We start from the raw sequence: 23,983 nt of genomic DNA, 5'->3' as shown, positions 1-23,983 counted from the left end.
ATTTCTTTCATGATGTTGTAAAACAGCCAGTTTTACTCCTTCTTTCAGCGACGGAATTTTTTGTATCATTTTGTAACCAAAAACGGTATGCTGCTTTATCTCTTTATATTCCTCAGCAGTAAGAGCTGATTTTTTCATAAGGATTTTTTCGCTGATTTTCGCCATTCCACAGTCGCATAAAATTCCTGCAAGGGCAATTTGATAACAATCTCCCTTGCTATAATGTAAGTGTTTCGCTAAAAAACCTGACAATACCCCAACACTAATGGCATGATGATACAAGTATTCTTCTTTTGTTGTATAACGATATAATGTCAGTAGCTCACTTCTATTGTCAATTAATTTATCTAACAATGGAATGATAATGGCTCTTATTTTTCCGATATCGACAGGAGAGCCTGATTGCCAAGTTTGAAATACTTTTTTATATTGCTGAACAGCTTTTAAGTAAAGTGGTACGATCTCTTCTTTCTTTTCATTACTACTATGATGACGTTGTTCAATGATTTCGTTGGGTTTAAATATATCGCCGTTCGCTAACACAGACTCGACATATACGTCTTCAATTAAAAATTTTTCTAGAACTTGTAACAAATTCGCATTTAATACTGTATTTTTTGGCACAATCGTTTTTTTTGTCTTGCCTATTATCTCTTCAGCTAGGATGCATCCTTCTTGTAATTGATTGATTTTTACGCGTATCATCGTTCTCCACCCCCATGTCAAAGCTACACTTTCTTATTTCCTATACTACCATTAAAAGGTACTATAGTTGTAGTTCATTATGACTAATTTGTATTTAAACAATAGAGGGGAGAGACTTTTTAAAGTGTGTAAGAAAAAAGCTGACTCCAAGAGCCTTGGAGTCAGCAAGTCTGCTTAACTTTCTTCATCTTCCTCATTTTCTTTTTCTTCTTTCGGGACTTTAGCGACTGTAGCCACGTATTCATGCTCATTGTCGCCCGATAAACGAATGAGCTTAACACCTTGCGTATTTCTTCCCATTCGCGAAATGTCGCTTACAGCAATACGAATTAAAATCCCACTTGTTGTAATAAGCATAAGGTCTTCTTCACCAGTTACCGTTTTGACGGCAACAACAGTTCCATTTTTCTCAGTAATATTACATGTTTTTAATCCTTTTCCACCACGGCTTTGGATGCGATATTCTGAAGCTGGAGTACGCTTGCCGTAACCATTCTTTGTTACCACTAAAACATCACAATTCTCTTCTAAAATTTCCATTCCAACGACTTCATCATCGTCTTCAAGGGTAATTGCTTTAACTCCTGTCGCGCTTCGTCCCATTGTGCGTACGTCATCCTCCGGGAAACGAATGAGCATTCCATTTTTTGTACCAACAACAATATGTTTAGAGCCGTCAGTCAGCTTTACGGAAATTAACTCATCTCCCTCGCGCAAACTAATAGCAATTAAACCATTGTTACGGATATGCGCAAAAGAAGATAAAGGAGAACGTTTTGCAATTCCCTCTTTTGTTGTAAAGAACAAGAAGGAATTGTCGTCAAATTCATCAATTGTAATAATGGTATTAATCCATTCATCTTTATCAATTTCTAGTAAGTTAATGATCGGGATTCCTTTTGCCGTTCGCCCAAATTCAGGAATTTCATACCCTTTTGCACGGTATACTTTTCCCTTATTTGTGAAAAATAAAATTGTATTATGAGTAGAGGTGATGAGAAGATGTTCAACAAAATCATCTTCGCTTGTATTCATCCCTTGAATGCCTCTGCCACCGCGTTTTTGACTTTTATAAGTGGATACAGGTAAACGTTTAATATATCCCTTATGTGTTAGGGTGACGACAATGTTCTCGCGCGGGATTAAATCTTCATCATCAAATTCCTCTATGCCTCCGCTTACGATTTCTGTTCTCCGTTCATCATTAAATCTCTCTTTAATCTCCGTTAATTCATCGCGAATAATTTGTAGCACTTTTTCTTCATCAGCTAAAATCGCTTTTAATTCGGCAATGAGACGAACTAAATCTTGATATTCTTGCTCGATCTTCTCCCGTTCTAATCCTGTTAGCCGTTGCAGACGCATATCTAAAATCGCTTGAGCTTGTCTTTCAGTAAGTGAAAATTGTTGCATAAGCCCTTCTTTTGCGATTTCAGTCGTTTGAGAATTGCGGATTAAGTTGATCACTTCATCTAGATGGTCAAGGGCAATGCGCAACCCCTCTAAAATATGCGCGCGCGCTTCTGCTTTTTTCAATTCATATGCCGTACGGCGCCGAATAACGATTTTTTGGTGATCTAAGTAATAGTTCAAGCATTGTTTTAAATTTAAAACTTTTGGCTCACCATCGACAAGCGCAAGCATATTAATGCCAAAGCTTGTTTGCAGCGCCGTTTGTTTGTATAGATTGTTTAAGATCACTTTGGCATTCGCGTCTTTGCGAACTTCAATGACGATTCTCATGCCGCTACGGTCAGATTCGTCGCGCAAGTCGGTAATGCCATCAATTTTCTTTTCTCGGACAAGTTCAGCAATCCGTTCAATCAATTTCGCTTTGTTGACTTGATAAGGAAGTTCACGGACAATAATCGTCTCTTTTCCGTTTGCCTTTTGCTCGATCTCCACTTTGGCGCGCAAAGTAATGGAGCCGCGCCCTGTTTCATATGCTTTCCGAATCCCACTTCGTCCGATGATTTGTCCAGCCGTTGGAAAATCTGGACCTGGTATAAACTCCATCAACTCAGCAACAGTCATGTCGGGATCTTTGCTCAAAGCCAAAATCGCATCGATCACTTCTCCAAGTTGGTGTGGCGGAATATTCGTCGCCATTCCGACAGCGATACCTGACGAACCGTTCACAAGCAAGTTTGGAAATCGTGATGGCAAAACGGCTGGTTCTTTTTCCGAACCATCGTAGTTATCTTGATAATCAATCGTGTCTTTGTTAATGTCGCGCAACAGCTCCATAGCGATTTTAGACATTCTCGCTTCCGTATAGCGCATCGCAGCTGCCGCGTCACCGTCAATCGATCCGAAGTTCCCGTGTCCATCGACAAGCATATAACGATAGTTAAAATCTTGTGCCATTCGAACCATTGTATCATATACAGCAGCGTCACCGTGCGGATGGTATTTCCCGATGACTTCACCGACAATGCGCGCTGATTTTTTATAAGGCTTGTCCGCTGTCATACCGAGATCGTGCATCGCGTACAAAATACGGCGGTGAACAGGTTTCAACCCATCGCGCACATCAGGTAAGGCACGCGATACAATGACGCTCATCGCATAATCAAGGAATGACGAGCGCATTTCTTGACTAATATTCACTTCTCGAATTCGTGAATGGTATTGTTCTGACATTTTATAAAACCTCCCTTGTTTATTTATTTCGAGAATGGGGGGAGGGTGGTTGGTTAGCACTCTCCAATACATAAGCAAGAAGGATAGATATGAACATCTATCCTTAAATATCCAAATTCTTCACATATCTTGCGTTTTCTTCAATAAACTGTCTTCGCGGCTCGACTTTATCTCCCATTAAAATTTCAAACGTTTCATCTGCTTCAATCGCATCTTGTAAACTTACTTGAAGCAATGTCCGTGTTTCCGGGTTCATCGTGGTTTCCCATAATTGTTCTGGGTTCATTTCCCCGAGACCTTTGTAACGCTGAATCGTTGGTTTCGGATTTTCCGGCAATTCATCAAGAATTTTTTCTAATTGACGGTCATTATAGGCATATTCGACTCGTTTTCCTTGTTGGATTTTGTAAAGAGGAGGCTGGGCGATATATACGTACCCGCGCTCAATGATTTCACGCATATAACGGTAAAAAAATGTCAATAACAATGTCCGAATATGTGCCCCGTCAACATCAGCATCGGTCATGATAATGATTTTGTGATAGCGCGCTTTTGTGATATCAAAATCTTCTCCGATTCCTGTACCTAAAGCAGTAATAATAGCACGAACTTCGTTGTTTGATAAAATTTTATCTAACCGTGCTTTTTCTACGTTAATAATTTTCCCGCGCAACGGTAAAATTGCTTGGAAATGACGGTCTCTTCCTTGTTTTGCAGACCCGCCTGCCGAATCTCCTTCGACAACATACAATTCACTGATAGAAGGATCTTTTGAAGAGCAATCCGCTAATTTTCCCGGTAAATTAGAAATTTCAAGAGCGCTCTTTCTTCTTGTGAGTTCCCGTGCTTTTTTCGCAGCTAGACGGGCACGGGCAGCCATCATGCCTTTTTCCACGATTTTTTTTGCAACGGTTGGATTTTCGAGTAAAAACGTTTCAAACTGTTCCGAGAAAATCGAATCCGTTACCGCTCTTGCATCACTATTTCCGAGCTTTGTTTTTGTTTGTCCTTCGAATTGAGGAGATGGGTGTTTGACAGAAATAATGGCTGTTAACCCTTCACGAACATCTTCACCAGTTAAATTCGCATCATTTTCTTTAAAAATATGATATTTGCGCGCATAATCGTTGATAATGCGCGTTAATGCCGTTTTAAAACCGGATTCGTGTGTTCCGCCCTCATACGTATGAATATTATTCGCGAAAGAGTAGATATTGCTGCTGTAACTGTCATTATATTGAAGGGCGATTTCGACATAAATGCCATCCCGCTCACCAGAAATATAAATCGGCTCTTCATGAAGCACTTCTCGCGTCCGATTTAAATGTTGAACATACGATTTAATTCCGCCTTCGTAATGATATTCGTTTTTGCGGTTTTCAACTCGCTTATCCTCCAACGTGATTTTAATACCGCGGTTTAAAAACGCAAGTTCGCGTAAACGATTGGCTAGTGTCTCATAGTCATACTCTGTTGTTTCGGTAAAAATTTCTGGATCAGGTTTGAAATGGACGGTAGTACCTGTTCGATCCGTTTCGCCAATGACTTGTAAATCGGCGCAAGGAACACCTCTTTTATATTTCTGATAATGGATTTTCCCTTCCCGATAAACAAATACTTCTAATTCTTGCGACAATGCATTCACGACAGAGGCACCGACACCGTGAAGCCCTCCCGATACTTTATAACCGCCGCCACCAAATTTTCCACCTGCATGAAGGACGGTCATGATGACTTCGACGGCTGGCCGCCCCATCTTTTCTTGAATCCCAACCGGAATACCGCGACCGTTATCAACGACCGTAATGCTGTTATCTTTCTCAATAGTTACATGGATTTCTGTACAATATCCAGCTAATGCTTCGTCAATACTATTATCAACAATCTCCCATACTAAATGATGTAAGCCTTTTGAGCCAGTTGACCCGATATACATTCCCGGCCGTTTACGAACAGCTTCGAGCCCTTCTAGCACTTGAATTTGGCTTGCATCATACGTATGTTCGACTTTTTGCTCCATCGTCATGTTCATCACCTACGCTTTCCTTTAAGAAACAGTCAAGAAGCTTAACGATTAGAAATATGACCAGAACTCACTTTATAAATCGTTGCTTCTTTGATTACATCATGCTCAATTCCATCAATGCTTGTTGTTGTAACAAACGTTTGAACCTTTTGACGAATTGCATCGAGTAGATGAGTTTGTCGAAAATCATCAAGCTCGGAAAGTACATCATCAAGTAAAAGGATGGGGTAGTCGCCGATTTCTGAAAAAATTAATTCAATTTCGGCTAACTTAATAGATAAAGCTGTCGTCCGCTGCTGACCTTGGGAACCGAACGTTTGCACATCTTTTTCGTTTACGTCAAATGATATATCGTCTCGGTGCGGACCAGCGAGCGTCATTCCCCGATCAATTTCTTTCTCCTTGATTGTAACAAACTTCTCACTATATGCTTCTATTATTCTCGACAATTCCATCTTTTCTGATACATTAACAGAAGGATGATATTTGATTTGCAGCTTTTCCAGTCCCCGACTAATTTCGTAATGAATTGGCTCCGCCCACTTTTGTAACAGCTGTAAAAATTCGTGCCGCTTTAATGTGATTTTTGCTGCTAGTTCAATGAGCTGTTGCGTTAATATATCTAGTACCGTTTCGTCGTGCTGCTGTTTTGTCTGTAGCAATTTCAAATAATGGTTTCGCTGTTGCAGTATTTTTTGGTATTGGCTTAAATCGTGCATGTAAACAGGGGAAACTTGTCCAATTTCCATATCGATAAACCGTCGTCTTACTTGTGGACTCCCTTTTACTAAATGTAAATCTTCGGGGGCAAACATAACGACATTGATTTGGCCGATATATTGACTTAATTTTTGTTGTTCAATATGGTTGCTTTTTGCCTTTTTCCCTTTTTTCGAAATAATTAATTCTAATGACAGAGGACCATTTCGCTTTATGGCTCTCCCTTCTATTTTAGCATATTCCTCGTCCCAGCGAATCAACTCTTTGTCGTTTGTTGTACGATGGGACTTCGCCATTGCCAAGACATAAATGGCCTCCATCATATTCGTTTTCCCTTGAGCATTCTCTCCTAGAATCACATTGATATTGTTGGTGAACTCAATGTCTTCTTGTTTGTAGTTTCGGTAATTTTTCAATGATAAATGTGTTAAAAACAAAGGGACTTCACCTACTCTACTGTCGTTACAACAAACGTACCAAATCCAGCAATGTTTACTATGTCTCCGTTCTTTAATTTTCGACCGCGGCGATCTTCTCTTTCTCCGTTAACGGTCACTTCATTTGTCTGCAAAAACCATTTTGCCATACCGCCTGTCTCAATGGCTTGAATAAGCTTTAAAAATTGACCAAGAGTAATTATTTCTGTTGTAATTTCGACACTTTTTGTCATAGATTCACCGCTCACTTTCCGAAAAACTGTCCATTTTTTTATTTTACTAAAAAACTGGTCGATAGAAAAGAAAGCTGCTAGAATTGCTTCCCCTAGCAGCCTGTTTTCAAACTAATACGTGCGTACTGGTAAAATAAGTTGAAGCATCGAATCATCGTGCAATGGTCGAAGTAAAAATGGACGCATTGCTCCAGTAAAACTAATCTTGATCTCTGTACCATCTAATGCTTTTAACGCATCTATCATATATTTTGCACTAAATGAAATTTTTAATTCCTCTCCTTCAATTGATTCACTTTGAATCTCTTCCGTCACTTTTCCGATTTCAGGAGAGATCGAAGAAATTTCAATCATTCCGTCTTGTAATGTAGTTAATTTGACGACGTTGTTTCTCCCCTCTCTCGCTAATAAAGAAGCGCGGTCAATTACCTGCAAAAATTCTTTTGTATTAACAACCACATCTGTTTTGCTGTCTGTAGGGATAAGACGTGATGTATCTGGATAATTGCCATCAAGAAGTCGTGAGAAAAATAATAAATGTTTGGTTTTAAAAAGAACTTGATTTGCCGTAATGACAATGTCCACCAATTCGTTACTGTCGTCTAAAATTTTGCTTAACTCATTTAAGCTTTTTCCAGGGATGACCACATTATAGGACTGTTCGCTCTCCGTCTCAATTTTTGCTTTTCGTAACGCTAGTCGGTGACTATCTGTTGCAGTACAGATTAACTCTCCATTTTCAACCCGCCAGTTTACACCTGTTAAGATTGGTCTAGTTTCTGAGGTGGAAACTGCAAACACCGTTTGACGAATCATATTTTTAAGTAAATCTGTTGGTAATTTAAAAACGTTTTCTTCCTCGATTTGCGGGAGACGTGGATATTCTTCGGGATCGAGCCCGTTTAAACTAAACTCTGCCTTTCCGGAACGAATAAAAGTAAGAAATTGAGATTGCACCTCGATTTCTACGGTAGGTTGCGGCAATTTTTTTACAATTTCTGAAAAGAAACGAGCTTGCAAAACAACGCTTCCAGGTTGTACCACGTCAACAATAATTTTTTCTTCCTCTTCTGCTGGGATAAATGACTCAATTGAAATATCGGAATCACTTCCCGTTAACGTCACTCCTTGTTGAGTAGCTACAATTTTTATCCCGGTCAAAATAGGAATCGTTGTTCGTGAAGAAACAGCTTTCATCACGTCTTGCACGCTTTGGACTAACGCGTCTCGCTCAATGACGATTTTCATAATTGAGACCCTCCTGAAGTTAGGAAATATATTTTTTTATAATAATAAAAGAGATAGTAGTAATAGTAATAGTGCTTGTTGATATGTGGACAAGTGAGAAAAACAAATGAAACACAGCCTGTCCACATGTGGATAGACTGTGTGTAATCTATTCTTTGTTATTCACATTATTCGCGATTACTGCTTTAATTTTTCTTGGATTTCTTTTATATGTTTTTGAAGTTGGACATCCGTTTGCAACAGCGTCGAGATTTTTTCATGGGCGTGAATGACGGTTGTATGGTCACGTCCTCCAAACTCTTCGCCAATTTTCGGCAGAGAGTAATCCGTAAGCTCCCGCGAAAGGTACATCGCAATTTGTCGAGGGAAAGCTACGGATTTCGTTCTCTTTTTCGCTTTAAAGTCCTCTAGTTTGATATTAAAGTGTTGTCCGACCACTCGTTGAATATCTTGAATCGTAATGACTTTTGGCTTGGCGCTTGGAATAATATCTTTTAATGCTTCGGCAGCTAAATCGGCATTAATCTCTTTGTTAATCAATGAGGAATAAGCAACAACACGAATAAGGGCTCCTTCTAGTTCACGAATATTGGAGTCAATTTGGTTGGCGATATATAGCATGACCTCATTTGGGATGTCAAACCCTTCCGCTTTCGCTTTTTTACGAAGGATTGCAATTCTCGTCTCTAAATCAGGGGGAGTGATGTCTGTAATGAGTCCCCATTCAAAGCGTGAGCGGAGGCGATCTTCAAGGGTTGGAATTTCCTTTGGAGGTCTGTCGCTTGAAATGACGATTTGTTTGCTTTCCTCATGTAGCGTGTTGAATGTATGGAAAAATTCTTCTTGTGTTTGTTCTTTTCCAGCTAAAAATTGAATATCATCGATTAATAGGACATCAACATTGCGATATTTATTGCGGAAATCATCTGCACGATTGTCGCGAATGGCGTTGATAAACTCGTTTGTAAATTTTTCAGAAGATAAATAGACAACTTTCGCAGACGGATTATGCTCGATAACATAATGACCGATGGCATGCATTAAATGAGTTTTTCCTAATCCGACACCGCCATAGATAAAAAGAGGGTTATAAGCTTTTGCTGGTGCTTCGGCCACCGCTAAAGAAGCAGCATGGGCAAACCGATTTCCTGATCCAATGACAAACGTGTCGAACGTGTACTTCGGATTGAGCATGTTTTGCGGGAAGTCTGTTTGTTCTTCTTCGGCTTTCCGCTGCTTTTTAGAAGTAGATTGTACGTGTAAATCTTCCTCGTTTTGATTGTGTGGGATGATAAACTTAATGTTTAATTCTTCCCCGGTAATGTCATAGATAGTTTCGGAAATTAAGTGCGCATAACGGGAATCTAGCCAGTCTCTAGCAAATTCGTTTGGCGCGATAATGACAAGCGTGTCGCCCTTTAATGAATGCGCTTTTGTTGATTTTAACCATGTCTCAAAGCTAGGTTTGCTAATTTTTTTTTCAATTTCCGCGAGCGCCTTATTCCATAAATCAGTGATATTTTCCACCCATTGGCCCTCCTTTTAAGAGGATGTTTAAGTTTTGTATAACATTTATACACTTGAATGAATGTTTATAAAAATTCATTTGTGGAAATAACATATAATAAGGAAAAAAAGAGACATTTCGACAAAATCCACGAGGTGTGGATAAACTTTTATACATATGTTAAAAAATATATCCACATTTTATTCACATTCTGTGGATAAAGTAGTTTATGCACACAATTATCCAGAGTAAAAACAACAATATAATAACAGATAAATCGGTATGTTGCAATGGCTTTTTAAAATTATCCACAATAGCCATAATGTGTGAAAAACAATTATCCACATAGTGAAAAACATGTGAAAAACATGTCGATAAATGCTGTGAATATGTAAAAACGTGTCTTGAAAATTATCCACAGTTATACCGGCATAAAGACACTCCTGGAACGGTTGACATTTTGCTAGATTGTTCACTATAATTAGAAAGACTGCCTGTAACAGTTATTCCTCAGGGAGGTGTCATATAATGAAACGGACATATCAACCTAATAAGCGGAAGCGCAGCAAAGTTCACGGGTTCCGTGCACGTATGAGCACAAAGAATGGACGCAAAGTTCTTGCGCGCCGTCGCCGTAAAGGAAGAAAAGTATTATCTGCATAGGCCACTGAAACTTCAGTGGTCTTTTTTCTAAGTGCTTAATTCTAAGAAGAATGTGGAGTGTTACGCCTTGGGATGAAAAAGAAATATCGGATAAAGAAAAATGAGGAGTTTCAACAAGTATTCGAGCACGGAGTATCGATGGCAAACCGACAATTCGTTGTTTATATGCTTGATCGGCCTGATCAACCTTATTTTCGCATTGGATTGTCAGTCAGCAAAAAGTTGGGAAAAGCGGTCGTAAGAAATCGAATAAAGAGATATATAAGACAATTCTTCTTAGAAATGAAAGACCAGATTACAGAAGGAAAGGATTATGTAATCATCGCCAGAATGCCTACATCTGAAATGAACTATGCGGAAGTGAAAAAAAGTTTGCTTCACGTATTGAGAAAGATAGGGGCATTAAAACAAAATATTTAAACAACCATTTTCTATTGAATGATGATAAAATTACATATGGGAAAATAACGGATTCATTTTGGAATATGTTAGGAGGAAAAAATGGTGAAAAGGCGAATTTGGTTAATGATCGCGCTAGTTGCCTTGCTAGCACTTATATCGGGATGTTCGCAAGTTAATCAGCCAATTACGCCGGAGAGCAAGGGATTTTGGAATCACTATATCGTTTATCCGCTCTCATGGCTTATCACGTACGTGGCAAAACTGTTCGATTCTAATTATGGATTATCTATTATCATTGTAACGATTTTGATTCGTTTACTCATTTTACCATTGATGATTCAGCAGACGAGAAATGCAAAAGCGATGCAGGCATTGCAGCCGGAATTGCAAAAGTTAAGGGAAAAGTACAGCTCGAAAGATATGCAAACACAACAAAAATTACAGCAAGAGACGATGTTGTTGTTTCAGAAGCATGGTGTAAATCCATTAGCTGGCTGCTTCCCGATTTTAATCCAAACCCCGATTTTAATTGGTTTTTACCATGCCATTATGCGAACAAGAGAAATTGCGAACCATAATTTTTTATGGTTTGACTTAGGGGACAAAGACCCGTATTTTATCTTGCCAGTCGTAGCTGGGGTTGCTACATTTATTCAACAAAAAATGATGATGGCAGGAACGGAACAACAAAATCCACAAATGGCGATGATGCTTTGGATGATGCCAATCATGATTATCATTGTTGGAATTAATTTTCCTGCCGCTTTATCGCTTTATTGGGTAGTCGGAAATATTTTCTCGATCGTTCAGACATATTTTATTAAAGGTCCTGATTTAAAGTCTACTCATTCAGGAGGAAAGAAAAAGTGAAAGAAGTAACCGCGACCGCTGCCACTGTTGACGAGGCCGTTCAGTTAGCGTTAAATCAGTTAGGGATTTCGAAAGATCGCGCAGAAGTGACCGTGCTAGATGAGGGGAAAAAAGGCTTTTTAGGACTATTTAATAAGCCGGCTGTTGTGAAGGTAAAGGTTTTGGTAAATCCGATTGAAGAGGCAGAAACATTTTTGAAAAATATTATTCAAAAAATGGGTGTTGAAGCGTCAGTAGAGAGAATAGAAAGCGAAAAAGAGATTCGATTGATAATATCTGGAGAAAAGATAGGTTTGTTGATTGGAAAGCATGGTCAAACCTTAAATTCTTTACAGTTATTAACTCAGCTTGTTGTCAATCGTTATGCCGAACATTATGTTCCTATTATTGTTGATGCCGAAAATTATCGGGAAAGACGAAAGGAAGCGCTCGTTCAACTGGCGCATAAGTTAGCGGAAAAAGCGATAAAAACAGGACAAGAAGTGAAACTAGAGCCGCTTCCAGCTTATGAACGAAAAATTATTCACGCAGTGCTTTCCGATAATAGAAAAGTGACAACGTTTTCTGTCGGAACAGAACCACATCGATATATAGTTGTAGCTCCCGTGAAATGACGCTTACGGCTTTCGATATATGGCTGTGCTATATTAAGATGTGAAAAGAAAAAGGGGCTATCTCATAGCACATGGGACGGCCTCTTTTTTCTGTTCGTTTATGAAGACGATGCGGCTTCTAACATTATTGGTTAATATTATAATAGAAAAAATAAACATAAATGTAAAATTAATCCTTTTGAAGAAATGAGATGTAATCGGCGTTACTAGGTTGTAGATAAATCGTTGCTTTATGTTGTTATTCACATGTGGATAAGTTAAAATTGAAATGATTACTTAGAAAGTTGTGGATAGGTTTGTTATTGACGCATATTCTTTTGTTTACAATATAGATAGCACGTTTTGGCTAAAGAGAGGTGAGAAAAAGATGGAGTTTGATACGATTGCGGCAATTTCTACACCTATGGGAGAGGGAGCGATCGCGATCGTTCGGTTAAGTGGAGAGGAAGCAATCTCCATTGCTGATCGGATTTTTAAAGGAGTGGGTGGAAAGAAACTCAAAGATGTCCCATCCCATACAATTCATTATGGGCATATTATTGACCCTGCGAATGGTCAGACGGTCGAAGAAGTAATGGTAACGGTGATGCGTGCGCCAAAAACGTTTACGAGAGAAGACGTTGTAGAAATTAATTGCCACGGTGGATTGGTGTCTGTCAATCGCGTTTTGCAGCTTATCCTTACCAACGGAGCGCGGTTGGCCGAGCCAGGAGAATTTACAAAGCGCGCGTTTTTAAACGGGCGGATCGATTTGTCCCAAGCAGAAGCGGTCATTGATTTAATTCGTGCCAAAACGGATCGGGCAATGAATGTGGCGTTACAGCAAATGGAAGGACGACTATCAAAAATGATTCGCGAACTGCGGCAGACGATTTTAGAAACGCTTGCTCATGTAGAAGTCAACATTGATTATCCGGAGTACGATGATGTTGAAGAGATGACACATCAACTTCTCATGGAAAAAGCACAATATGTTCGCGGACAAATTGAGCGTCTATTGCAGACCGCACAACAAGGGAAAATTTTACGCGAAGGGCTAGCGACGGTTATTATTGGTCGTCCCAATGTTGGAAAGTCGTCGCTTTTAAATAGTCTTGTTCATGAAAATAAAGCGATTGTTACCGATATTCCGGGAACAACGAGGGACGTGATCGAAGAATATGTGAACGTCCGCGGTGTTCCGTTAAAATTAATTGATACAGCGGGTATTCGGGAAACGGAGGATATTGTCGAACGTATCGGTGTTGAACGTTCGCGCCAAGTATTAAAAGAGGCAGATTTAATTTTACTCGTTTTAAATTTCAACGAAGAGTTGACAAAAGAGGATGAACAGCTTTTTGAAATCGTAAAGGATATGGATGTCATTGTCATTGTCAATAAAACTGATTTGCCGCAAAAAATCAATATGGAACGTGTCAAGGAGCTAGCGAATGGACGCCCGATTGTTACGACATCTCTGCTAAAAGAAAAAGGTATTGAAGATTTAGAAGAGGCGATTGCCGCATTATTTTTCACTGGGAGAGTAGAAGCGAATGATTTAACATACGTTTCGAATTCTCGCCATATTGCTTTGCTGCATCAAGCGAAAAAGGCGATCGAAGATGCAATTTCGGGGATTGAAGCAGGGGTGCCGATAGATCTTGTGCAAATTGATTTAACAAGAGCATGGGAATTGCTAGGGGAAATTATCGGTGATACCGTCCACGAAAGCTTAATTGATCAGCTGTTTTCACAATTTTGTTTAGGAAAATAAGCGGTTAGAAAAGGAGGATCGTTTCAATGGAATATCATGGTGGTTCCTATGATGTGATTGTCGTTGGCGCTGGTCATGCCGGATGTGAAGCAGGATTAGCGGCAGCACGTATCGGAGCAAAAACATTAATGATTACTTTAAATCTTGATATGATTGCATTTATGCCTTGCAACCCGTCCATCGGTGGTCCGGCAAAGGGGATTGTCGTCCGGGAAATTGATGCGTTAGGTGGCGAAATGGCCAAAAATATTGATAAAACTTACATTCAAATGAGAATGCTCAACACGGGAAAAGGGCCAGCTGTAAGGGCGCTGCGGGCTCAAGCGGATAAATTTTTGTATCAGCATGAAATGAAAAAGACGCTCGAAAATCAAGAAAACCTTACATTACTCCAGGGGAAAGTGGAGCGCTTAATTGTCGAAGATGGCGTATGCAAAGGCGTTATCACTCATACAGGAGCTCATTATTATGCGAAAACAGTCGTCATTACGACAGGTACGTTTTTACGCGGTGAAATTATTATTGGAGACATTAAATATTCAAGCGGTCCGAACAATCAACAGCCGTCTATTAAGTTATCGGAGCATTTAGAAGAACTTGGATTTGAACTAGTCCGTTTCAAAACAGGAACACCGCCTCGTGTCAATAGTCATTCCATTGACTACAGCAAAACAGAAATTCAACCGGGTGATGATGTTCCACGGGCGTTCTCGTATGAAACGACCGAATATATTACGGACCAGCTTCCATGCTGGCTTACGTATACGACTGAAGAAACACATCGCATTATTGATGAGAATTTGCACTTATCACCTATGTATTCGGGAATGATTAAAGGTACGGGGCCGCGTTATTGCCCATCTATTGAAGACAAAATCGTTCGTTTTCATGATAAACCGCGTCATCAAATCTTTTTAGAGCCGGAAGGTCGAAATACGGAAGAAGTGTATGTACAAGGATTATCAACGAGCTTGCCGGAACATATTCAGCGACAAATATTGGCGACGATTCCGGGACTTGAAAAAGCTCAACTAATGAGAGCAGGATATGCGATTGAGTATGATGCAATCGTTCCAACCCAACTATGGCCAACTCTCGAAACAAAACTTGTCAAAAACTTATATACAGCCGGACAAATTAACGGCACTTCCGGTTATGAAGAGGCGGCAGGACAAGGAATTATCGCCGGTATTAACGCAGCAAGAAAAGCATTAGGAAAAGACGAACTCATTTTAAGTCGCTCCGATGCTTATATCGGTGTGTTGATCGATGATCTTGTTACGAAAGGAACGAATGAACCATACCGATTGTTAACGTCCCGCGCCGAATATCGTCTGTTGCTTCGACATGACAATGCCGATTTACGTCTTACAGAAATCGGATACAAAATCGGTCTCATTTCCGAAGAGCGCTATCAAAAATTTTTGGCGAAAAAAGCAGCCATTGAAAAAGAGAAAAAGCGTCTTGCTGCGCATATTATTAAACCGACTGCTGAAGTGCAAGAAGTCATTCGCAGCGCTGGGGGAAGCGAGTTAAAAGATGGAATTCGTGCTGCTGATTTATTAAAACGCCCAGAGATGACGTATGAACATATTCGAATGCTTGCACCAGCTGACGAAGAAATTCCAGCCGAAGTTGTGGAGCAAGTCGAAATTCAAATTAAGTATGAAGGATATATTGAAAAATCGCTACAACAAGTCGAGCGATTAAAGAAAATGGAAAACAAAAAAATTCCAGAAGATATTGATTACGACGCAATTCATGGTCTTGCGACAGAGGCTCGCCAAAAATTAAAGCAAGTGCGTCCGCTGTCGGTAGCCCAAGCTTCGCGCATTTCTGGAGTAAATCCTGCCGATATTTCGATATTATTAGTGTATTTAGAACAAGGAAGAATTGCGCGAGTGTCGAATGAATAATAAATATATAGTGAAAGGATTGGCGTATGGATACAAAACAGTTTCAAGCGATGCTTGAGGAGAATGGAATTTCCCTTTCTCCTCGAGCATTACAGCAATTTGAGCAGTATTATGAGCTATTGATAGAATGGAACAAAAAAATGAATTTAACGGCGATTACGGACAAGCCTAGCGTCTATTTAAAACACTTCTTTGACTCTCTTTCTCCGGCATTTTACTATGATTTTTCTCAGGTGACGTCGATTTGTGATGTTGGAGCAGGGGCTGGCTTTCCAAGCGTTCCATTAAAAATTTGCTTTCCACATTTGAAGCTATCAATTGTCGATTCTTTGCAAAAGCGCATCACATTTTTACATCATTTAGCGGCTGAACTTGGGTTAGAAGACGTAGCGTTTTATCATGATCGTGCGGAAACGTTCGGAAGAAAAGAGGGAATCCGCGAATCGTTCGATGTCGTGATCGCTCGTGCGGTTGCACGAATGTCGGTGCTGAGCGAGCTTTGTCTTCCATTAGTAAAGTTAGATGGGACGTTTATTGCAATGAAAGCAGCAGCCGCTCAAGAAGAATTAGAACAGGGCAAAACAGCTATTCAAGTACTAGGTGGGGAAATTACTGCAATTGAGCAGTTTGCATTGCCGATTGAGCAAAGTGAGCGTACGATTATCTTTATTAACAAAAAGCGAAAAACACCAAACAAATATCCTCGGAAACCGGGAATACCAAACAAGCTTCCGATTGAATAGTTTTCTTACAATTTAGGGGAGAGTTTTTAAAGGTGGTGTAGGGGAATGAAACATCCTTTCTCGCGCTTCTTTCATTTCGGGGAAAAGGAACAAGAAGAAATCATAGAAAAAACAGAAAGTGAAGAAGTCAAAAAAATTCCGGTATCACAAATTGTGCCTAATCGTTTTCAGCCGCGCACGATTTTTGACGAAGAAAAAATTGAAGAACTTGCTTTAACGATTCGCACACATGGTATTATTCAGCCAATTGTTGTTCGTGAATGCGAGGATGGGAAGTTCGAAATCATCGCAGGAGAGCGGCGTTGGCGCGCTGTCCAAAAACTTGGGTGGACAGAAATTCCAGCTATCATCAAAAACTTAAATGATAAAGAAACCGCTTCTGTCGCTTTAATTGAAAACTTACAACGCGAAGAGTTAACGCCGATTGAAGAAGCTATGGCGTATGCGAAATTATTAGAGCTACATAACTTAACGCAAGAAGCTCTAGCTCAGCGTTTAGGAAAAGGACAATCCACCATTGCGAATAAATTGCGGCTATTAAAGTTGCCTAAAGAGATTCAAGAAGCGTTGTTACAAAGAACCATTACCGAACGTCATGCGCGAGCTTTAATTGTGTTAAAAGATAAAGAAAAGCAATTAAAGCTTTTAAAAGAAATTATTGAGAAACAATTAAATGTCAAACAAACAGAAGACCGTGTTTTGAAACTGCTCGAAGCTGCCAATCCAAAGCCAAAGCCAAAACGGAAAGCATTTAGCAAAGATATGAGAATTGCTGTAAACACGATTCGCCAATCGCTGACAATGGTCGCCGATAGTGGAGTGGCGATTGATTCCGAGGAAGAAGAGTTTGAGGACTATTATCAAATTACCATTCGTATTCCGAAAAAATAAATAGTTCTGTTTCACCTCATCAAACTTTATTTGATGAGGTTTTTTCATTGATTTGAAATTAAAAGCAGAAAACGCGTCCATCTCTTTCGTTTCGTGATAAAATAGAGGATATGAGTAAGAGATAAGGGTAGGTGTCATCGTGGGCAAAGTGATTGCGATTGCAAATCAAAAAGGCGGAGTGGGAAAGACGACAACAGCAGTCAATTTAGCCGCTTGTCTAGCACATATAGGAAAAAAAGTATTGCTTGTTGATATTGATCCACAAGGCAATGCGACAAGTGGCATTGGGATTGAAAAAGGGGATGTCGATGAATGTATTTACAATGTTCTTGTTGAAAATATGAAAGCGAAAGATGTCATAAGACCGACAAATATTGAAAATTTATATATGATTCCGGCCACCATTCAACTAGCTGGAGCAGAAATTGAGCTTGTGTCTGTCATCTCACGAGAGATTCGCTTGAAAAACGCGCTTGATCCTTTGAAAGGGCAGTACGATTTCATCATCATTGATTGTCCTCCTTCACTAGGATTATTGACGCTCAATGCGTTAACCGCAGCGGATTCCGTGTTAATTCCTGTACAATGCGAATATTATGCACTTGAAGGATTAAGCCAACTATTAAATACGATTCGCCTTGTACAAAAGCATTTAAATGGCAATTTAAGACTCGAAGGCGTCGTCTTGACGATGTTAGACGCCCGAACCAATTTAGGTATCCAAGTCATCCAAGAGGTTAAAAAATATTTTCGTGAAAAAGTGTATGAGACGATCATTCCGAGAAACGTTCGTTTAAGTGAAGCTCCAAGCCATGGAAAACCGATTATTCTTTACGATGTAAAATCGCGAGGAGCGGAAGTATATTTAGAGTTGGCAAAGGAGGTGCTAGAGCGTGGCTAAAGGTCTTGGAAAAGGGATTAATGCGTTATTTGCCAATTTAGAAGTGAAGGAGGGGGACTCGATTCAAGAAATCAACATTAAAGAATTACGTCCCAATCCTTATCAACCGCGCAAAACATTTCGGCTGGAAGCGATTGAAGAGTTAAAGCAGTCGATTTTACAACATGGGATTTTGCAACCGCTTATTGTACGAAAAAGCATTAAAGGGTATGAAATTGTCGTTGGAGAGCGACGATATCGTGCCGCGAAAGAAGCGAATTTAAAAACGGTTCCTGTTGTCGTTCGTGATTTAACTGAACAGCAAATGATGGAGTTTGCGCTACTAGAAAATTTACAGCGTGAAGATTTAACCCCGATTGAAGAAGCAACGGCGTATCAAACATTGATACAGAAGCTCAAACTAACGCAAGAAGAAGTAGCCAACCGCGTTGGAAAAAGCCGTCCTCATATCGCCAACCATCTCCGGTTACTTTCACTACCAACAGACATTCAGCAGCTCATAACCGATGGCGTTTTATCAATGGGGCATGGACGAGCATTAGTAGGATTAAAGAATAAAGATAAAATGAAAGCGATTGTCGATAAAGTCATTCGCGAACAGTTAAATGTTCGCCAGCTTGAAAAGCTCGTTCAAGAAACCAATCAAAATGTTTCACGTGAAACATCGAAAAGAAAAAAAGTAGAAAAAAGCGTATTTGTGAAACAAAGCGAATCATTATTAAGGGAAAAACTTGGGACAAATGTAACAATTAAACAAAATCGTAAAAAAGGAAAAATTGAAATTGAATTTTTTTCTACTGAAGATTTAGAAAGAATACTAGAGTTATTGAATGTGCAACTTGATGAATAAAGAGATCCATCTATTTTTGATGGTTTATTTTTTTCGTCGTACATATTGATTGTGGTAGGAGGACAATAAAGTTGGTACTGCTGGGAACAGTCGTCAATGGGATTTGCATTACGTTTGGCTCATTGCTAGGAAAGCTATTTCATCGTATTCCTGAGCAAGTAAAATCGACGGTGATGAGTGGAATTGGCCTGGCGGTGACATTGCTTGGAATTCAAATGGGATTAAAAGGCGAGCAATTTTTAATTGTCATTTGTAGTCTTGTTCTTGGTGGAGCGTTAGGTGAAATATGGAGACTTGATGAAAAATTAAATCGCTTAGGCGATTGGCTGGAGAAAAAAGTAGGGACACATCAACAAGGAAATATCGCTAAAGGATTTGTCACCGCCACGCTCTTGTTTGTGATCGGGGCGATGGCCATTGTCGGTGCGTTAGATAGCGGTTTGCGCGGTGACCATCGCGTTTTATATACTAAATCGATCATTGACGGCTTCACAAGTATAATTTTGACGACAACCCTTGGTGTCGGGGTTATTTTTTCTGCCATTCCTGTTATGTTGTATGAAGGAGCGATTGCCTTACTAGCTACGCAGATTGAGCGGTGGGTTCCAAAAGGATTGCTAGAGTCGTTTATTTCTGAATCCACCGCAACTGGTGGTATTTTAATTATTGCAATTGGGTTAAATATATTAGGCATTACAAGCATTCGTGTCGCCAATTTACTTCCTAGTATTCTTGTCACCGCTTTGCTTGTATCGCTTGCGTATTTCTTTTTATAAATAAACAATCCCTTCTTGTTCCAGTAACAAAGAGGGGATTGTTGTTTTTATGTTGGTAAGTCCTCCGCCTCTAAGCGGAAACAGGGGAAAGTAGGTTAAAATCGTGGATAGTAGTCTTGGTTCATCATAAAGTGAGATAAATAATCTTTCCGCTTTAGTTGTTTGTCTACTTCATAAATGCCATTGGCAATCGTTCTAGCCATATTCATCACTAAATGAAGACGAGTATTTTGCAATACAAAAAACTCCATAAAGCCGCTCACATTCACGACTCCGGTAATATGGAGATCACCCACGGGTGGGAGTTGTTTATTGACCCCGGCTCCCGGTTTGACGGGTCCTTCTGCAATTGTAATAGCGCCAACACTTTTTAATCGGCCTAAACACGCGTCAACAGCAATGATAAATACGTTCTCATGAATCGAACGAATGGCAGAAATTTTTTCCTCTAAGTTCATCGCATGAATAGGCTCTTCCAATGTACCGTACACATAGAAATGAGAAACATTTTTTTCCTTTAACATCGTGCCAACAAGTGGTCCAAGTGAATCTCCGGTAGAACGATCGGTTCCGATACAGACAATAGCGATCGGCTGGGACAGCGGAGAAGGAAGTAAGGAAATGAGCTGTATGGCAACTAAAGTAGAGGCACCTTGTTCATCATGAAAAATTCGTTTATTTCCGTCTTTTGAGTGAAAAGAAATAGACGGTATATTCATAAATGTTCACTCCTAGCTCCGATTAAGTATTAACAGTATACGGAAAAAAAGCACATTATATACATTTCCTTTCTCGTTTCTTGTTAGAGTTATTACTACAAATCTGTTGAAAATCTTGATACAATAAATAATTGATTACAGCAGGGGATATACAATCGTAAGAGGTGTCAATCAAAGTGAGCAAAATTGAAAAGTTTTATGAGGGAATAGCTTCTTTTTTTACCAATGAAGAGTTGTGGACCAATATAGGTATAGGAACTGTAAAAATTATTACCATTATATTGTTATGTTCCATCTTTTCAAAAATTTTAAAAGTAGCTGTTCATAATATTTTTAAAGTACGACAAAAAGCGCCCATTCGCATTTCAGAACGAAGAGAAGCAACGTTGTTAAGGTTGTTAGACAACGTCATTACGTATGTGCTGTATTTCATTGCTTTGATTATGGTGCTAGATACGTTCGGCGTTGAAGTAAAAGCAATTCTTGCCGGAGCGGGAATTGTCGGACTCGCTGTTGGTTTTGGTGCACAAAGTTTGGTAAAGGATGTCATTACAGGGTTTTTTATTATTTTTGAGGACCAATTTTCTGTTGGCGACTATGTCCGAATCGGCAACTTTGAAGGGTATGTAGAGGCGATTGGATTAAGGGTCACAAAAATTAAAAGTTGGACAGGTGAAGTTCATATTTTGCCAAATGGGAGCATTAACCAAGTCACCAACTTCTCTCTAAACAATAGCGTTGCTGTTGTGGATGTTAGCATCGCCTACGAAGAAGACATTGAAAAAGCGGAACAAGTCATTCGCGAGCTACTTTCCGAGTTGCCGGAGAAGTATGAAGATATGGTAGCTCCTCCTGAACTATTAGGCATTCAAAACTTTGCAAATTCAGAAATTGTTATGCGCGTTACGTGTGAAACAAGGCCGATGCGTCATTGGTTTGTTGCGCGCGCATTGCGCAAGGAAATTAAACTTCGATTAGATGAACATGGTATTGAAATCCCATTTCCACGACTCGTCCTGTATAATCGTCAAGACGAAGGAGAATCGATGCCGAAAAATGCGAAAGAAAATGCCTAAATAAAACAGTGATAGGGGTGAGCAAATGGAAAAAGAGTTTGGGTTACATGATATTGTTGAGATGAAAAAGCCACATCCTTGCGGAACAAATCGCTGGAAAATTATTCGTATGGGAGCGGACATTCGTATTAAATGTGAAGGTTGTGCACATAGTGTTTTAATTCCTAGAAAAGAGTTCGTAAGAAAACTAAAAAAAGTATTAGTGAAGCATGAGGAGTAGTTCCCTCATGCTATTTCTGTAAGAAAGGGAGAGAAGTGGGGAAATGGAAGAGATACACATTTCATCTTGCCCGTTAAATTGCTGGGATACATGCGGACTCAAAGTAACAGTAAAAGATGGGAAAGTAATGAAGGTTGAAGGCGACGAAACTCATCCGATTACGCAAGGGAAAATTTGCGGGCGCGGTCGTATGTTAGAAGCGCGCACGAATTCCAAAGAGCGTCTGCTTCACCCTCTTAAAAAAGTAAATGGCCAGTTTGTGCGCATTTCTTGGGAGCAAGCATTAGATGAAATTGCTGAAAAGATGAAAGAGATCAAGAACATATACGGAACAACGGCTGTGCTTCATAGCCACGATTATGCGAATAACGGGTTGTTAAAAAATTTAGATCAACGCTTCTTCCATTGTTATGGAGGCGTGACGGAATTAGCGGGAAGTCTTTGTTGGGGGGCCGGAATTGAGGCACAAACGTGGGATTTCGGCAGCTCGTATAGCCATGCCCCGGAAGATATTTATAACAGCAAACAAGTCGTCGTATGGGGACGAAACGTTGCACGGACGAACATGCATTTATTTCAACATCTCCTAGCAGTCAAAAAACGCGGAACAAAAGTCATTGTGATTGATCCTCTCTTTCATCAAACAGCGCAAATGGCTGACTTATATGTGTCTGTCAAACCGGGAATGGACGGTTTTTTGGCTATAGGAATTATGAAAGAGATATTACGCCTTGGCCTTGAAGATCGCGCATTTATTGAACAACATACAGTCGGGTTTGACGATGTGGTAACGCTGCTAGAAAGTATTACCATTGATGAGATTGAACGAATTACCGAAGTGGATCGCAGTGTCATGACCGAATTAGCTGTCATATATGGCAACCGCCCAACGATGACATATTTAGGGCTGGGAATGCAGCGTTATGCCAATGGCGGAAATACGATTCGATTGATTGATGCGCTCGTTGCAATCAGCGGAAATATCGGCATTCCTGGAGGCGGTGCTAATTTTGGCAATCTCCAAGTCAGTCAAAGTTTTAACATCAAAGCATTGACATTACCGGAGCGAAAAACTGCCTCTCGTACGTTTACGATGATGAAGCAGGCGGAAGGAATTTTACAGGCAAAAAACCCGGAAATTAAAATGATTATTGTTACATGCGGAAATCCGCTTACGCAAGTGCCGAATACTCATCTTGTGAAAAAAGCGTTCCAGTCAGTAGAAACGGTTGTTGTATTTGATCAATTTATGACGGACACAGCGGAATTAGCCGATTACGTTTTACCAACGACAACGGTGTTTGAAGAAGAAGATATTTATTATTCCTCGATGTATCATGCGTATGTCAATTACGGTCCAGCGCTTGTCGAACCGCCGGGTGAAGCGAAATCCGATCTTTGGATTTGGACACAATTAGCGAACCGTCTCGGATTTGGTGACGACTTTGCTTTTACAAGGGAAGAGTTTTTGAAAATGGGGTTACGATCATTAGAACGGTACGGAATTACGTTAGAGAGATTAAAAAAAGAAAAGCATATGCTTCTTCCCGTCCAACCGGTACCATGGAGTGACTATCAATTTCAAACACCGAGCGGAAAATATGAATTTACCTCAGCCTTAGCGGAACAAAAAGGCATGAACGGAACATTGCAGATTATGTATCCAGCAGAATCGGCATTTGCCAACCCGACATTAGCGGAAAAGTATCCGTATCAGTTATTAACGATTCATCCGCTTCGCTCCAATCATTCGCAACATTATCATTTAATTGAGCCGATGCAGTCTGTGAAAATTGAAGTGTCAAAAGATATTGCCGAAGAAAAAGGGTTAGCCGAAGGAGATATGGCAAGAGTGTTTAACGATCGCGGCGAACTTATTGGAAAAGTGAAAATTCTTATCAAGGCGCATCCGAAAACAATTAATGTTGACGAAGGACAATGGCAAAAATTTGGCGGTAGCGTGAATGTCCTGACATCTGATCGTGAGTCAGACAACGGTCAAGGGAGTACGTTATACGATTGTTTAGTCAATATTGAAAAAATCAGCGAATCACAGTGACAGCGCATGAA

The 23,983-nt window shown here is 39.9% G+C and carries 22 protein-coding genes (1 of these 22 only partly in view); 14 read left to right on the top strand and 8 right to left on the bottom strand.

Annotation, left to right across the window (positions count from 1 at the left end; genetic code table 11):
- The 7 genes from ISX45_RS15655 to dnaA form a co-directional block, all read right to left on the bottom strand.
- A protein-coding gene (locus ISX45_RS15655; RefSeq protein ID WP_181555253.1) for an HD-GYP domain-containing protein crosses the window boundary here: on the bottom strand, positions 1–705 show its 5' portion. 384 nt of this gene lie to the left of the window's left edge; 705 of the gene's 1,089 nt are visible here — the first part of the coding sequence; it begins with the start codon at positions 703–705; the stop codon falls past the left edge of the window.
- Positions 706–879: 174 nt separating this feature from the next.
- Positions 880–3,348 carry a DNA gyrase subunit A gene (gyrA, locus tag ISX45_RS15650; RefSeq protein ID WP_181555254.1) on the bottom strand — a complete coding sequence of 823 codons (2,469 nt, stop codon included), beginning with the start codon at positions 3,346–3,348 and terminating at the stop codon, positions 880–882.
- A gap of 103 nt (positions 3,349–3,451) precedes the next feature.
- Positions 3,452–5,374 carry a DNA topoisomerase (ATP-hydrolyzing) subunit B gene (gene gyrB, locus ISX45_RS15645; RefSeq protein WP_194520733.1) on the bottom strand — a complete coding sequence of 641 codons (1,923 nt, stop codon included), beginning with the start codon at positions 5,372–5,374 and terminating at the stop codon, positions 3,452–3,454.
- 41 nt (positions 5,375–5,415) lie between these two features.
- Positions 5,416–6,531 (bottom strand): DNA replication/repair protein RecF, encoded by a 1,116-nt coding sequence (gene recF, locus ISX45_RS15640; protein ID WP_181555255.1) that lies wholly within the window; start codon positions 6,529–6,531, stop codon positions 5,416–5,418.
- An 11-nt stretch (positions 6,532–6,542) separates the two neighbouring features.
- The gene (yaaA, locus tag ISX45_RS15635) at positions 6,543–6,764 is read right to left on the bottom strand and encodes a S4 domain-containing protein YaaA (protein ID WP_181555256.1); all 222 of its coding nucleotides are present in this window, start codon (positions 6,762–6,764) and stop codon (positions 6,543–6,545) included.
- 111 nt (positions 6,765–6,875) lie between these two features.
- Positions 6,876–8,012 carry a DNA polymerase III subunit beta gene (gene dnaN / locus ISX45_RS15630; RefSeq protein WP_181555257.1) on the bottom strand — a complete coding sequence of 379 codons (1,137 nt, stop codon included), beginning with the start codon at positions 8,010–8,012 and terminating at the stop codon, positions 6,876–6,878.
- A 177-nt stretch (positions 8,013–8,189) separates the two neighbouring features.
- Positions 8,190–9,539, bottom strand: coding sequence for a chromosomal replication initiator protein DnaA (dnaA, locus tag ISX45_RS15625; RefSeq protein ID WP_181555258.1), 1,350 nt, complete (start codon positions 9,537–9,539; stop codon positions 8,190–8,192).
- 508 nt (positions 9,540–10,047) lie between these two features.
- Between dnaA and rpmH the strand changes: the two genes are divergently transcribed.
- From rpmH to ISX45_RS15570, 11 genes are all read left to right on the top strand, one after another.
- A complete protein-coding gene (rpmH, locus tag ISX45_RS15620; RefSeq protein WP_003397591.1) occupies positions 10,048–10,182 on the top strand; it encodes a 50S ribosomal protein L34 in 135 nt (44 codons plus the stop codon).
- A gap of 72 nt (positions 10,183–10,254) precedes the next feature.
- Positions 10,255–10,602 carry a ribonuclease P protein component gene (gene rnpA, locus ISX45_RS15615; RefSeq protein ID WP_181555259.1) on the top strand — a complete coding sequence of 116 codons (348 nt, stop codon included), beginning with the start codon at positions 10,255–10,257 and terminating at the stop codon, positions 10,600–10,602.
- Between the two features lie 81 nt (positions 10,603–10,683).
- Positions 10,684–11,454 carry a YidC family membrane integrase SpoIIIJ gene (gene spoIIIJ / locus ISX45_RS15610; RefSeq protein ID WP_181555260.1) on the top strand — a complete coding sequence of 257 codons (771 nt, stop codon included), beginning with the start codon at positions 10,684–10,686 and terminating at the stop codon, positions 11,452–11,454.
- The gene (gene jag, locus ISX45_RS15605; RefSeq protein WP_181555261.1) at positions 11,451–12,068 is read left to right on the top strand and encodes an RNA-binding cell elongation regulator Jag/EloR; all 618 of its coding nucleotides are present in this window, start codon (positions 11,451–11,453) and stop codon (positions 12,066–12,068) included. Before spoIIIJ ends, jag begins: the two co-directional genes overlap by 4 nt.
- A 367-nt stretch (positions 12,069–12,435) precedes the next feature.
- The gene (gene mnmE, locus ISX45_RS15600; protein WP_194519385.1) at positions 12,436–13,821 is read left to right on the top strand and encodes a tRNA uridine-5-carboxymethylaminomethyl(34) synthesis GTPase MnmE; all 1,386 of its coding nucleotides are present in this window, start codon (positions 12,436–12,438) and stop codon (positions 13,819–13,821) included.
- Positions 13,822–13,847: 26 nt separating this feature from the next.
- Complete coding sequence (gene mnmG, locus ISX45_RS15595; protein ID WP_194519384.1) at positions 13,848–15,737, top strand: tRNA uridine-5-carboxymethylaminomethyl(34) synthesis enzyme MnmG; 1,890 nt, start codon at positions 13,848–13,850, stop codon at positions 15,735–15,737.
- Between the two features lie 26 nt (positions 15,738–15,763).
- A complete protein-coding gene (gene rsmG, locus ISX45_RS15590; RefSeq protein ID WP_181555264.1) occupies positions 15,764–16,480 on the top strand; it encodes a 16S rRNA (guanine(527)-N(7))-methyltransferase RsmG in 717 nt (238 codons plus the stop codon).
- Positions 16,481–16,525: 45 nt separating this feature from the next.
- Positions 16,526–17,371: a nucleoid occlusion protein gene (gene noc, locus ISX45_RS15585; protein WP_181555265.1), complete on the top strand. Its 846-nt coding sequence runs from the start codon at positions 16,526–16,528 to the stop codon at positions 17,369–17,371.
- Positions 17,372–17,510: 139 nt separating this feature from the next.
- Positions 17,511–18,272, top strand: coding sequence for a ParA family protein (locus tag ISX45_RS15580; protein WP_194519383.1), 762 nt, complete (start codon positions 17,511–17,513; stop codon positions 18,270–18,272).
- Positions 18,265–19,122 (top strand): ParB/RepB/Spo0J family partition protein, encoded by an 858-nt coding sequence (locus ISX45_RS15575; RefSeq protein WP_194519382.1) that lies wholly within the window; start codon positions 18,265–18,267, stop codon positions 19,120–19,122. Before ISX45_RS15580 ends, ISX45_RS15575 begins: the two co-directional genes overlap by 8 nt.
- Before the next feature lie 71 nt (positions 19,123–19,193).
- Positions 19,194–19,898 (top strand): DUF554 domain-containing protein, encoded by a 705-nt coding sequence (locus tag ISX45_RS15570; RefSeq protein WP_194519381.1) that lies wholly within the window; start codon positions 19,194–19,196, stop codon positions 19,896–19,898.
- 95 nt (positions 19,899–19,993) lie between these two features.
- On the opposite strand, the gene yyaC is transcribed toward ISX45_RS15570, so the two are convergent.
- The gene (gene yyaC, locus ISX45_RS15565) at positions 19,994–20,617 is read right to left on the bottom strand and encodes a spore protease YyaC (protein WP_194519380.1); all 624 of its coding nucleotides are present in this window, start codon (positions 20,615–20,617) and stop codon (positions 19,994–19,996) included.
- A 176-nt stretch (positions 20,618–20,793) separates the two neighbouring features.
- Between yyaC and ISX45_RS15560 the strand changes: the two genes are divergently transcribed.
- From ISX45_RS15560 to ISX45_RS15550, 3 genes are read left to right on the top strand one after another with little or no spacing between them, the layout of a single operon-like run.
- Positions 20,794–21,693 (top strand): mechanosensitive ion channel family protein, encoded by a 900-nt coding sequence (locus tag ISX45_RS15560; RefSeq protein ID WP_181555270.1) that lies wholly within the window; start codon positions 20,794–20,796, stop codon positions 21,691–21,693.
- Between the two features lie 25 nt (positions 21,694–21,718).
- Positions 21,719–21,913, top strand: coding sequence for a DUF951 domain-containing protein (locus ISX45_RS15555; RefSeq protein ID WP_194519379.1), 195 nt, complete (start codon positions 21,719–21,721; stop codon positions 21,911–21,913).
- A gap of 43 nt (positions 21,914–21,956) precedes the next feature.
- Complete coding sequence (locus ISX45_RS15550; RefSeq protein ID WP_181555272.1) at positions 21,957–23,972, top strand: molybdopterin-dependent oxidoreductase; 2,016 nt, start codon at positions 21,957–21,959, stop codon at positions 23,970–23,972.
- Positions 23,973–23,983: the final 11 nt, after the last annotated feature.

Origin of the sequence: Thermaerobacillus caldiproteolyticus (genome assembly GCF_015326725.1) — a bacterium.
GTDB classification, from domain to species: Bacteria; Bacillota; Bacilli; order Bacillales; family Anoxybacillaceae; genus Thermaerobacillus; species Thermaerobacillus caldiproteolyticus.
The sequence above is the reverse complement of the archived record's forward strand: the minus strand, read 5'-3'. Positions and strand labels throughout refer to the sequence as shown.

Bases quoted from the DNA above. Each gene is read 5' to 3' on its own strand.
- rpmH (WP_003397591.1), top strand. From the start codon at position 10,048: ATGAAACGGACATATCAACCTAATAAGCGGAAGCGCAGCAAAGTTCAC.
- ISX45_RS15550 (WP_181555272.1), top strand. From the start codon at position 21,957: ATGGAAGAGATACACATTTCATCTTGCCCGTTAAATTGCTGGGATACA.
- dnaN (WP_181555257.1), bottom strand. From the start codon at position 8,012: ATGAAAATCGTCATTGAGCGAGACGCGTTAGTCCAAAGCGTGCAAGAC.
- rnpA (WP_181555259.1), top strand. From the start codon at position 10,255: ATGAAAAAGAAATATCGGATAAAGAAAAATGAGGAGTTTCAACAAGTA.
- yyaC (WP_194519380.1), bottom strand. From the start codon at position 20,617: ATGAATATACCGTCTATTTCTTTTCACTCAAAAGACGGAAATAAACGA.
- mnmG (WP_194519384.1), top strand. From the start codon at position 13,848: ATGGAATATCATGGTGGTTCCTATGATGTGATTGTCGTTGGCGCTGGT.
- yaaA (WP_181555256.1), bottom strand. From the start codon at position 6,764: ATGACAAAAAGTGTCGAAATTACAACAGAAATAATTACTCTTGGTCAA.
- mnmE (WP_194519385.1), top strand. From the start codon at position 12,436: ATGGAGTTTGATACGATTGCGGCAATTTCTACACCTATGGGAGAGGGA.
- gyrB (WP_194520733.1), bottom strand. From the start codon at position 5,374: ATGACGATGGAGCAAAAAGTCGAACATACGTATGATGCAAGCCAAATT.
- ISX45_RS15555 (WP_194519379.1), top strand. From the start codon at position 21,719: ATGGAAAAAGAGTTTGGGTTACATGATATTGTTGAGATGAAAAAGCCA.
- rsmG (WP_181555264.1), top strand. From the start codon at position 15,764: ATGGATACAAAACAGTTTCAAGCGATGCTTGAGGAGAATGGAATTTCC.
- spoIIIJ (WP_181555260.1), top strand. From the start codon at position 10,684: ATGGTGAAAAGGCGAATTTGGTTAATGATCGCGCTAGTTGCCTTGCTA.
- noc (WP_181555265.1), top strand. From the start codon at position 16,526: ATGAAACATCCTTTCTCGCGCTTCTTTCATTTCGGGGAAAAGGAACAA.
- gyrA (WP_181555254.1), bottom strand. From the start codon at position 3,348: ATGTCAGAACAATACCATTCACGAATTCGAGAAGTGAATATTAGTCAA.